Source organism: Brakhagea slesvicensis, from assembly GCF_052161625.1.
Taxonomy (GTDB): Bacteria; Planctomycetota; Planctomycetia; order Pirellulales; family Pirellulaceae; genus JBKCUI01.
Map to the genome: position 1 here is coordinate 265,287 of NZ_CP197412.1, position 10,662 is coordinate 275,948.

The window sequence follows — 10,662 nt, forward strand, 5'->3', positions numbered from 1 at the left end:
CTATGAAGCTCCCTCGAATTCTTAGTTTCCTATTTGCCGCGGCGATGACTTTCCCCGCGACCTCCTGGACCCGAGCGCAGCAAACCACTTCGACCCTCCCAGAAGCCGGTATCAGCGAACATCCCAACGAAGTGTATGCCATCACCGGGGCTTCCATCACCGTCGAGCCCGGAAAGAAGATCGAGAATGGCACGCTGGTCATTCGCGACGGCAAGATTTCCGAAGTGGGATCGGAAGTCACCATCCCACCGGAAGCGCGCGTGATCGAGCTTCGAGGAAAACACATCTACCCAGGACTGGTGGATGCAGGCATCGAATCGGATCTGCCGCCCGCCGCCACCGCACCAGGCGTGGCGCACTGGAGCCGAGAAATCACGCCTGAGCGTTCCCTCGCACAGGAAATCACTCCGGCTTCCACTGAATCGCTTTTCGGCAAATTGCGCAAGGCCGGAATCACCACCGCCTTGGTCTCCCCTCGCGATGGCATTATCAAAGGTCAAAGCGCGGTATTCTCAACCGGTGAATTTCCAACTCAGGAAGCCCTTCTTCGATCCAATGCGGCTCTTCACGTTAGACTGACCGTTAGCCGAGGCCGAGGAAGGGATAGCTATCCAAGCAGCCCGATGGGGGCCGTCGCACTTGCTCGTCAAACGTTTCTCGACGCCCAATGGTATGCAGCAGCCCATCAAGCTTACCGCACCCAGCCGGGACTTGCGAAGCCCGATGACAACCTAGCGCTCCAGTCCCTTACTCAGGCGATTGCTTCGGGGCAACCGGTTGTTTTTGACACATTGAACGAACAGTACTCGCTTCGCGCCGACAGCTTCGGTCGTGAATTCGGTCTGCAAGTCGTCTTGAAGGGATCGGGCCAAGAGTACCAGTTGCTCCAACCGATCGCGAAGTTGAATCGAACGATTATCGTACCCGTCAATTTCCCCAAACCACCCGCGGTTCAGTCATTTGAACAAGCGATCGATGTGGAATTGGAAGAGTTAACCCACTGGGAACTGGCACCCGAAAACCCCGCAAGGCTTCGTCAAGCCGGCGTCCCGATCCTCCTTACCTCCTTTGGTTTGACGGATCCGAGCGAGTTTTTGCCCAATGTCCGAAAAGCCGTCACACGGGGGCTTTCCAAAGACGATGCCCTCGCAGCCATGACCGTTGAACCCGCGAAGTTCCTGGGCGTCGAAGCCACTTGCGGATCGCTTCGCCAAGGCCGATGGGCGAACCTCATCGTCGCGTCCGCCGATCTATTCGATGACGCTTGCAAAGTGGAGGAGGTTTGGTCACGCGGACGCCGTCCGGAAAATGCGGAAAAGTCGACGGCGTCGATGGATGGTACCTGGCAAATCGCCTGGACAGGGGGTGAGCATCCAAATCTGGAACTCCATTTGGAAATCAAAGATTCGCTCGGCAAGCCAAACGCTGCTGTTCGAGTTCCTTCCTCCGACGACGAGCCCGCTAAGACAGAACCGAAAGATGCACCGGAGAAATCCGCCGAATCTCCAAAGGATAAAGGGGCCGGCCCGTCCAAAAAGGAATCCAAACTGAAGAACTTGAAGGTCGAAAGCAATACCCTCACCGGGGTCGTCGCAGCAGGGAATCTAGACGAATCGCTAAAAGGAAACGGGTACTTGAGCGTGACGTTTCTGGACTCGAAGTCTCCGTCGCAAGCACGGCTCCTCGGTTCGATCGTGTGGCCAAACGGGACGATGGCCTCTTTTTCTGCCAAGCGAGACTCCAGCTCGGATGCAAAGTCGGATTTAGCCAAAGATGCGGAGAAATCGGATTCGAAGCCGAAGAAGGAGGAGGCGAAAGATGCTACCGTCGCGAAGATTCTATCGCCCATTCTCTACCCACCCGGGACGATGGGAAGAGAGGCGATACCGGAGCAGCACGATGTGGTTCTGTTCAAGGACACCACCCTGTGGACGTGCGGGCCCGATGGCTTGCTCAAGAACGTCGATTTGCTGGTCCGTCGCGGAAAGATTGATGCAATCGGCGCTGAACTCGAAGTTCCTGAGAATGCACACGTCGTGGACGCATCCAAATGGCAGATCAGCCCCGGATTGATCGACTGCCACTCGCACATGGCGACCGACAGTGGAATCAATGAAGCCACCCAAGCGGTCACGGCGGAGGTTCGCATCGGGGACTTCATCGACGCCGGCGATATCACCATCTATCGACAACTCGCCGGCGGTCTCACGACGGCGAACGTTCTCCACGGATCGGCGAATCCAATCGGTGGTCAGAATCAAGTCGTCAAGCTTCGGTGGGGAGCCCCCTACGAGGAACTGAAATTCAAACAAGCGCCCGCGGGGATCAAGTTCGCTTTGGGTGAGAACGTCAAGCAAAGCAACTGGGAGCTAAGCACTCGTAGTCGCTATCCACAAAGTCGAATGGGTGTCGAACAGCTCTTCCGAGAACGATTCAATGCCGCGCAGCAGTATTCGGCGTCGTGGGATCGATGGCGAGAGAATCCACAGGGATTGCCCCCTCGCCGAGACTTGGAACTGGACGCAATCGCCGAAATCGTCGATGGCAAACGTTGGATCCATTGCCATAGCTACCGGCAAGACGAGATTCTGGGACTGCTCCGAGTTCTCGACGAATACGGAATCACCATCGGTTCTCTACAACACATCCTCGAGGGATACAAAGTCGCTGACGAAATGGCCAAACATGGCGCGACGGCGAGTTCGTTTTCCGATTGGTGGAACTACAAATTCGAAGTCTTTGATGCCATCCCATACAACGGCGCGTTGATGCACCGAAGAGGAATCGTCGTCTCCTTCAACTCCGACGACAATGAACTCGGACGCCATATGAACCACGAGGCGGCCAAGGCTGTGAAGTATGGTGGCGTTGAACCGATGGAGGCTTTGAAGTTCGTCACGCTCAACCCGGCCATCCAACTGCGAATCGATGAACACGTTGGATCCATCGAAATAGGCAAAGATGCAGATTTGGCCATCTGGACAGGTTCCCCACTTTCTCCGATGTCCCGATGCGAACAAACATGGATCGATGGCCGAAAGTATTTCGACCGGTCGCAGGATGTCGAAGATCGAAAGCGGGACGCTCAATTGCATCGAGCATTGGTTCAAAAAGTTATCGAGTCGGGAGAGCCTGGGTCGCAGCGTAGTTCACTCGCAGACGACCCATCGCGATTGTGGCCCCATCACGACGAGTTCTGCCACGATCATCATGATGAAGACCACGATCATGCGATGGAGCATGACCACGATCATTAGTCCACGACCTCTTCATCTCCAATCCATTCCAAAACAAATTCCATTTAGGTTCGAACGATGATTTCCCTTCTTCACAGGTTGTTCTACTCGCACGCGATTCTAGGGTTGATGCTCGTTTCGATGCGAGTATCGATCGCCTCCGATCAAATCCCTGGCGCACCACAGCGCAAGCCAGTACTGTTGCAAGGCGGCACCATCCACACTGTTTCCGGAGATGTGGTTGTCGGTGGCGATCTCCTCTTCGACGGAGGAAAGATCAAGCAGATCGGGAAGGGTCTCGATGTTCCCGAAAAGGCTGAGGTTGTGGATGCGACCGGTAAACATATCTACCCCGGTATGATCGATTCGCTGTCCAGTATTGGATTGGTTGAAGTGGAATCGATTCGAGCCAGCGTCGATACCACCGAAGTAGGAAATCTCAATCCCAACGTGAGAGCCGTTGTCGCTTTCAACCCTGACAGCGAGACGATTCCGGTAGCCCGCGCCAACGGAGTCCTCTCTGCAGTCACCGTCCCCTCCGGAGGCTTGGTCTCCGGGCGAGCCGCGATGATGATGCTCGACGGTTGGACTTGGGAGGAAATGACACTCAAACCAGATGTGGGCATGATCGTCAACTGGCCTCGCTTCGGAGCCGTGAGAATGGGACGCGGTGCCGCCGCAGAAGGGGAATCGTCGGAAGCGGGCGATCGGTTAGCGCCTCTTCATCTTCTGATGCGCGAAGCGAAAGCCTATGGCCTACTCTTGGATGCGGATACCGTGGAAGGGGTGGATCTGCGTCTGGAAGCTATGCAACCTGTCATCCGCGGTGAGATGCCGGTGTTGGTGATCGCGAACACAGTCAAGCAGATTCAGACCGCGGTGGCTTTCTGCAATCAGTACCAATTGAAAATGGTTTTGGTCGGTGGTGCCGATGCCCATCTGTGTGCGCCTCTTTTGAAAGAGTCGAACGTTCCCGTTGTCATCGCTAGCGTCTACCGATTGCCCTCTCGCCGGGATGCACCTTACGACGCCATATACGCGCTGCCCGCACAATTGGAAGCTGCAGGCGTCCGCTATTGCATCGGAACCGATGGCCGCTTCGGGGCATCGATGGTCCGCAACCTTCCCTACCATGCAGCGACCTCGGTCGCTTTTGGATTGAGCGAATCGCAAGCCATCCGCGCGGTGACTTTGTCTGCCGCCGAGATCTTCGGTGTCGCGGATTCCATCGGTTCTTTAGATGCAGGCAAAGACGCGACCTTGTTCGTCGCCGATGGAAATATCCTCGAGATTCCCACCCAGGTCACCCATGCCTGGATCCAAGGGCGCAAGGTCGATTTGTCGAGCAAACATACTCAACTCTACGACAAGTACAAAGTTCGATACGAGCGGGCCCCTAAGCCTTAGGCGATTCCCATCTCCTTCGAATCATGAAGTGCTCTTTCCCTTGGATGCGCGGAGGAAAATTCACCCCATTTTTCCCAAAGCGCCGAGAATGTGGTATTTTTGAGGCATGAACAAGCAACCTCTCGCCGGAATTTTCACACCCAACATCACCCCTCTCGACGTCCATGGCCGACTCGACGAGGACAAGCTGCGCGCGTACGTCGATTGGCTTATTGATCATGGTGTCCACGGTCTCTATCCGAACGGAAGCACCGGGGAATTCGTTCGGTTTACGCCGGAAGAACGGAAGCGAGTTATCCAAGTTGTTGCGGATCAAACGCGAGGTCGCGTTCCTATCTTGGCCGGTGCCGCAGAGGCCAACGTTGAAGAGACGATTCGCGCATGCGATACCTACGGAGATTTGGGTTGCCGCGCCGTTGCGATTGTGGCACCTTTCTATTACCGATTGGCTCCCGATGGAGTCTATGCATATTTCAAAGAGATCGCAGATCGAGTCAGCGTGGACGTCACGCTCTACAACATCCCACTCTTCGCCTCTCCGATCGATGTTCCTACGGTCAAGCGTTTAGCGGAAGAGTGTCCTCGCGTCGTCGGAATCAAAGACAGTTCTGGCGACATTCCGCACATGATGCGGATGATCGCCGAGGTTCGTCCCATTCGCAGCGATTTCTTCTTCATGACTGGCTGGGACGCTTCGCTGGTCCCGATGCTCATGATCGGTGCCGATGGTGGCACAAACGCCACGAGTGGTGTGGTGCCAGAATTAACCCGTGCAATCTACGATGCTTGCCGAGCGAAGGACTGGGACCAAGCGATGAAGCTTCAGTATCAACTGCTGCCTCTTTTCGACGCGATGCTCACCACCGCAGAGTTCCCAGAAGGGTTCCGCAGGGGTGCCAAGGTCCGGGGCTGGAATTTGGGCGAGTCGAGGACTCCCCTCACTGCGCAGCAGGCGACTGCGGCGGATCGCGCACAAGCGAAGATTCAGCAATTGCTCTCAGGGTTCGAGTTCATGAAAGCAGAGCCTTTAGCATCCCAGTCACCGATCGACGACAAAGTCATTTCGCGAATCGTGCAAGAAGTTTTGCAACAACTTACCCCCAGCTGATCGCGGGGAAATCGCATGAATGCTCCGACGCCCGCCGAAGCAACCGAAAAAGATCAACATATCGATGCACCGGTGGAACGGATGTACCCCCGGCCTCTCGCGCGAGCCACGGTTTCCATTGCGATGGGAATGGTCGTGTGCATTCCCTGGATGATCTATGTCGAGTGGCGGGAACGGGAAAAAGAATCAAACAGTCTGAGCTCCGCACCCTTTGTGGTGGATCTGAACCTGGCGACCGAATCCGAACTCAACCTCTTGCCCGGAGTCGGTCCCAAACTTGCGAAGGAGATTCTTCGTATCCGAGAGGAACGAGGGAAGTTCGAGCGTGTTGAAGATTTGCTCGCGGTACCTGGGATCAAGAAAACGCGACTCGACCAAATCCGGCCCTTTGTCCTCGTACCGTAAGAATGATTGCCCAGGACAAATTGCCCAAGAAAGATTGGCCAGGGGAGAGCTAAGGCGAGGCAGAGTTGCGTGTGGACTTCCAAAAGGACTCGTCCAAATCCTTCGAGAAACGGCTCAATAATCGCTTCATCTGGGAAACCTTGGTAGCGAGAAGCGGATCGGTTTGGATCACCCTTTCTAGATAGGCAGGGCGAACCATGAGATTGGCGAAGATCTCCGCTTTGTCTTCTTCAACGCCAGTCGTCGAGTAGTGATTCAAGAAACCGGGATATTGGTCCGTCAAAACGGAAGTATTTCGGTTCGCTTGAGCATTCTTACCGCCGTCACCATATCGGAACGATCCAGGGTTCAACGAGGACCACTCGTCATCTCGGTACACGCTGCCGTCATCCGCGTAATCCACGAGATGAAAGAACTCATGATGAATAACGGTCCGCGTATAGATCGAGTTGTTCGCCCCGCGCGCGACATCGAGGTAGAGAGTCTGGTTTTCGAAATCAGGCAAAGCGGTCCGCAACTGTCCGGAAAAAGACAAGGCCTCGCACAATACGATCCGTCGCAGTCCGGTGCGATGCACAAACTCTACCGGGTAATACGAGAACTCCGGAACGAAGATCGCTGCGTATTGCAACACTTGCTCCGGTGTCGACTCCTTCCCATCGATGACTCCGGTCGAAATTCGGACGGGAAACCCTGGATCGCGCACGACAACTGGAACTCCAAACTTTTCGGTGATCGAGATGAGTTTCGAGGCTGCTCGATCCTCCCATTCCGCACCAAGGAGGGGGACGGCAAACGGTGCCCCCGTCGTCAAAGAAAGGATCGCTAGCCAGAAGACGATTCGCAAACGGATTGGAAGCAGGCGACCAACTTGTAGCCACGCGATTCGAACGGTCGTCTTCAAGTTTTGCATGCTGTCGCTCCGGGAAATGGAGGATGAACTCGGTGTCGCTCTGGACTTGGCAATTGTGTTACCATCGCCTCCGAGCGATGGGTTGTCGATCGAGTGGTTGGCGAAAGCCCGAGGTTTGATGGAAGGAGCAATAGATCATGAAATCGATGAAGTTTGCAAGTTTGATCCTCTTGTGCGCGACCAGTTCGCTCGCATTGATTTTGCCAGCACTCGGGGTCGTATCGTTTCCACAGCAATTGATCAAAAACTCCGATCTTCCATCCTCGACGTCGGTTCCTAGGCCGGATGGGGGGCCAACGGGCGGATGGCAACCTGCGCAAGGGGGATTGCCGATTACCACGGGGTTTCCGAACTCCCCCCTTCCCTCCTCGCCGACGACAGCCCCTTCATCCTTTCCCTCCCAGTCGGTGGCCTCCCCTTCCCCGGCCCCCCCTTCTCTCGATCCCCTGGCACTGAATGATCCGGCCTTGCAGCTGAATAGCGTTGGCGTTGAAGAGCATCCCAGCAAAGTTGGGACCGGACTTTGGCTCCTTTTAGGGCCGATTTGGCTCGCATCGCTGGGTATGTGGACGATTGCTCCGGGACCGAAAACGGGTAAGAAGTAGCTCACCCCATTTCGTTCTTTGTTGCGTTATCATAGGGGGCTCCATCCATCCTCCCCCTTCTTGCAGAGGCATCATGAACCGTCGAGTATTGCTCCGTAACCTGTGTTTCTCGTTGTCCCTTTTCGCATCTGGTTTGAGTATCCCCATGAGCGTGCAAGCCCAGAGCCCGCGAGTCCTCGGAAAGATCGAACGCTTCGATTCGCAAGTGGACTCGTTGTTGGGAGCCGATGCCAAGTTGGAGATCCTCGCCGATGGCTTCACTTGGACAGAAGGCCCCGTTTGGATTGGCAAGCCAGATAGCGGGCACTTGCTCTTTTCCGATATCCCCCGTAACTCGATCTTCAAATGGACTCCCAAGGGGGGCATCGAGTTGTTTATGAATCCGTCCGGCTATACGGGCGTTACCTATTATGGTTTGGAGCCAGGAAGCAATGGACTTTTGCTCGACGATCAGGGCAATCTCGTTTTATGTGAACACGGTGACCGACGCGTTTCGGTACTGACTCCGGGAGGCGGAAAACGGACTTTGGCCGATAATTACCAAGGGAAGCGGTTGAACAGTCCCAACGATGGCGTCCTCAAGAGCAACGGCGATATCTATTTCACCGACCCTCCCTACGGACTGCCTGCTCGCGAGAATGATCCGCGCCGCGAACTGGAGCATTTTGGCGTTTATCGCATTTCGAAGAAGGACGGGAGTGTAACGCTTCTCACCACCGAACTGCAGCGACCCAATGGAATCGGATTCTCTCCCGATGAGAAAACTCTCTATGTTGCGCAGAGCGATCCGAAGAATGCCATTTGGATGAGCTTCCCCGTCCAAGCCGACGGGACGCTTGGAAAAGGAAGCCTCTTTCACAACGCCACTGCGGAAGTGGGCAAAATGCCCGGGCTGCCGGATGGTCTCGCCGTCGACAAAAAAGGAAACTTGTGGGCGACCGGCCCCGGTGGCGTATGGATCTTTTCCTCGACTGGCAAGCTGCTCGGTCGGATCAACACGGGCGAGCGAACGAGTAACTGCACCTTCGGTGAAGATGGTTCGACGCTATTCGTAACCGCCGATAGCTATATCTGCCGCATTCGAACGTTGGTATCTGGCAAGTAACCGATTGAACAAGACCGGCCGACTGGAATCGACCAGTCGGCCGGAGAGAATGGCCGGAGAGAATGGCCGGAGAGAATGGTTATTCTCGTTTGAGGGAGAAGGCGGTGTAGTGGAGTCCGTTTTCTTCCTCGGTCATGAACGCTCCTGTCGGTACGATGTACTTGGAGATCTGTTCGAACGGGGGGAGTTGTCGGCTGCGGAGAGCTGTGACCAAGGACTGGAAGACCGGATTGTTCTCCGACATTTCCTCCAATCGATCGATATTCTTCGGATCGTTCGCGAGATCGTAAAAAAGGCGAAGCTGCTCATCGGGGCGTTGGTAAGACATGATCGAGAAGTCCTGCCCCTTCAGCTGCGCTTTGATCTTGTCCCGAATCAGTTTGAATTCGATGGCGTCGGAAAGCAAATTCTCGCCGCTGCTATAAACCCCGATCGCTCGTTCGATCGAGTCGGAGGAGTCGCTGAACAACAGGGTCTTCCCGAGCAAGGCAAATGCAGGTTGCGGGGCGCGGATCGAAGCGCTATTGGATCGGATCTCCAAATAGTGGATATCGACATCTCCCACTTGCCGGGTGGTCCAACGCGAGTCCGAACCCTTTGCTTTCTCAAATATCTTTGGAAGCACGTCCGTCTTGAACTTGCTCTCATCTTTGATGTGCAAAGCGAGCAAATTCGATTGGCTGTTGATCTTCTTATCGGGCAAGACCATTTGAGTGAGCGTCAGGCGATCTGCCAAGTTTTCTAAAAAATCCTTGCGAAAATCAACGCCCATCGCCCGTGACGCGTTCTTGAGAAAGTTCTCTTCGAAGGCGTTCTCACCACCAAAAGTATCCACGATTTCCTGGACCGCTTGCATGGTCTTTTGGAAGTCCCAGTTGATGGTGCTATAGCTGACAACCGAATCATCCACCCAAGCTTCTGGCTCGGTCGATCCGCTTTTAGGACGCAACGCTCGAAGGACACCTTGACGATTGGTCTCCATGAGCATGTGCATATGAAGAATGGAGTCGAATTCTTCGGTCGCCATAATGACGCTCCCTCCCATAGCCTTAAAGCCTTCGAGTCCCAGCGTTTTCATGGCGGTCAAGGCAACAAAGGTCGATGCCGAGCTCGATTGCTTCAGGGTTTCACGGGCGATCCCAACCGGATCGACATAGAAAGAAATCTGAGGACGTTCCCCTTCGGTTCCAACACAACGGCTCAAGATATCTGTGAAGTTTCGATTCTCCGCGAGCGGGGTGTGATCCACTCCGCTCCCCTGCCAGATTTGAGCCAGCGTCTCAACGTACTCCGCCGATGCGCAACCAACGAGTACACCGGAGTCGATGAAGTATCCAAATTGCCGGCTCGGATTTGGTGTCTTGAATTGCACGATCTCCAAGCGTCCGACTTCTTTGGTAAGGCGTTCTCGATTGCCCCGTTCAAGCCCTCGAGCCTCGACTCGCTTGAGCAAGATCTCGACGGCCGGCATTTCCGATCCTGCCTCGAGGAGGAAGCAGAAAACCGGCTGGGTCTTTGTCGGAATCACGGCCACCGCTAGCTCCCCATTCGGTATGGAGAGGAGTTCGTCAAGATTGAGTCCAATTTCGTTCTGCATCCCTTGCACGAGCTGGGAGAAGCTGCCGTAGAACGAGTTGAGTATCGGTTTGAGGTCTTTGTCGTTCGCAAGCTTGCCAGTGGCGGTCTCCGCAAGCTTATCTTTCAGTTCTCGGGTGTCGTTGACTCGGGCGTACGCGACCGCTTTTCCTGAAAAAAGCTGGGGAGCGGTTGGACGTTGAGCCAAACTCCAAGATCCAAAGAACGATAACGCACCGAATGCCGTGAGGATAAGTGTTTTGTTCATAGTGCCAGCAATTCGAAAGGAAGAGGCAGATCTTGGAAGC

General features: G+C 54.9%; 8 protein-coding genes. 6 read left to right on the top strand and 2 right to left on the bottom strand.

Annotation, left to right across the window (positions count from 1 at the left end):
* Window positions 1-2: 2 nt before the first annotated feature.
* The 4 genes from SH467x_RS00975 to SH467x_RS00990 all read left to right on the top strand — a co-directional run bounded on the left by SH467x_RS00975 (window position 3) and on the right by SH467x_RS00990 (window position 6,156).
* Window positions 3-3,257 carry an amidohydrolase family protein gene (locus SH467x_RS00975; RefSeq protein WP_482369451.1) on the top strand — a complete coding sequence of 1,085 codons (3,255 nt, stop codon included), beginning with the start codon at window positions 3-5 and terminating at the stop codon, window positions 3,255-3,257.
* A 57-nt stretch (window positions 3,258-3,314) separates the two neighbouring features.
* Window positions 3,315-4,643 (top strand): amidohydrolase family protein, encoded by a 1,329-nt coding sequence (locus tag SH467x_RS00980; RefSeq protein ID WP_482369452.1) that lies wholly within the window; start codon window positions 3,315-3,317, stop codon window positions 4,641-4,643.
* A 106-nt stretch (window positions 4,644-4,749) separates the two neighbouring features.
* The gene (locus SH467x_RS00985; RefSeq protein WP_482369453.1) at window positions 4,750-5,751 is read left to right on the top strand and encodes a dihydrodipicolinate synthase family protein; all 1,002 of its coding nucleotides are present in this window, start codon (window positions 4,750-4,752) and stop codon (window positions 5,749-5,751) included.
* 15 nt (window positions 5,752-5,766) lie between these two features.
* Complete coding sequence (locus SH467x_RS00990) at window positions 5,767-6,156, top strand: ComEA family DNA-binding protein (protein ID WP_482369454.1); 390 nt, start codon at window positions 5,767-5,769, stop codon at window positions 6,154-6,156.
* Between the two features lie 49 nt (window positions 6,157-6,205).
* Here SH467x_RS00990 and SH467x_RS00995 read toward each other — a convergent pair whose 3' ends face one another.
* Entirely contained in the window at window positions 6,206-7,069 is an 864-nt protein-coding gene (locus SH467x_RS00995; RefSeq protein WP_482369455.1) for a zinc-binding metallopeptidase, read from the bottom strand.
* 137 nt (window positions 7,070-7,206) lie between these two features.
* Here SH467x_RS00995 and SH467x_RS01000 point away from each other — a divergent pair, with 137 nt between their 5' ends.
* Window positions 7,207-7,674: a hypothetical protein gene (locus tag SH467x_RS01000; protein ID WP_482369456.1), complete on the top strand. Its 468-nt coding sequence runs from the start codon at window positions 7,207-7,209 to the stop codon at window positions 7,672-7,674.
* 145 nt (window positions 7,675-7,819) lie between these two features.
* Window positions 7,820-8,779 (top strand): SMP-30/gluconolactonase/LRE family protein, encoded by a 960-nt coding sequence (locus tag SH467x_RS01005; protein WP_482369457.1) that lies wholly within the window; start codon window positions 7,820-7,822, stop codon window positions 8,777-8,779.
* 79 nt (window positions 8,780-8,858) lie between these two features.
* Here SH467x_RS01005 and SH467x_RS01010 read toward each other — a convergent pair whose 3' ends face one another.
* Window positions 8,859-10,622, bottom strand: a complete 1,764-nt coding sequence (locus SH467x_RS01010) for a DUF3352 domain-containing protein (protein ID WP_482369458.1) — start codon at window positions 10,620-10,622, stop codon at window positions 8,859-8,861.
* Between the last annotated feature and the right edge of the window lie 40 nt (window positions 10,623-10,662).

Excerpts from the sequence above, each read along its gene's own strand:
- SH467x_RS00975 (WP_482369451.1), top strand. The coding sequence starts at position 3 with ATGAAGCTCCCTCGAATTCTTAGTTTCCTATTTGCCGCGGCGATGACT.
- SH467x_RS00985 (WP_482369453.1), top strand. The coding sequence starts at position 4,750 with ATGAACAAGCAACCTCTCGCCGGAATTTTCACACCCAACATCACCCCT.
- SH467x_RS00980 (WP_482369452.1), top strand. The coding sequence starts at position 3,315 with ATGATTTCCCTTCTTCACAGGTTGTTCTACTCGCACGCGATTCTAGGG.
- SH467x_RS01000 (WP_482369456.1), top strand. The coding sequence starts at position 7,207 with ATGAAATCGATGAAGTTTGCAAGTTTGATCCTCTTGTGCGCGACCAGT.
- SH467x_RS00990 (WP_482369454.1), top strand. The coding sequence starts at position 5,767 with ATGAATGCTCCGACGCCCGCCGAAGCAACCGAAAAAGATCAACATATC.
- SH467x_RS01005 (WP_482369457.1), top strand. The coding sequence starts at position 7,820 with ATGAGCGTGCAAGCCCAGAGCCCGCGAGTCCTCGGAAAGATCGAACGC.
- SH467x_RS00995 (WP_482369455.1), bottom strand. The coding sequence starts at position 7,069 with ATGCAAAACTTGAAGACGACCGTTCGAATCGCGTGGCTACAAGTTGGT.
- SH467x_RS01010 (WP_482369458.1), bottom strand. The coding sequence starts at position 10,622 with ATGAACAAAACACTTATCCTCACGGCATTCGGTGCGTTATCGTTCTTT.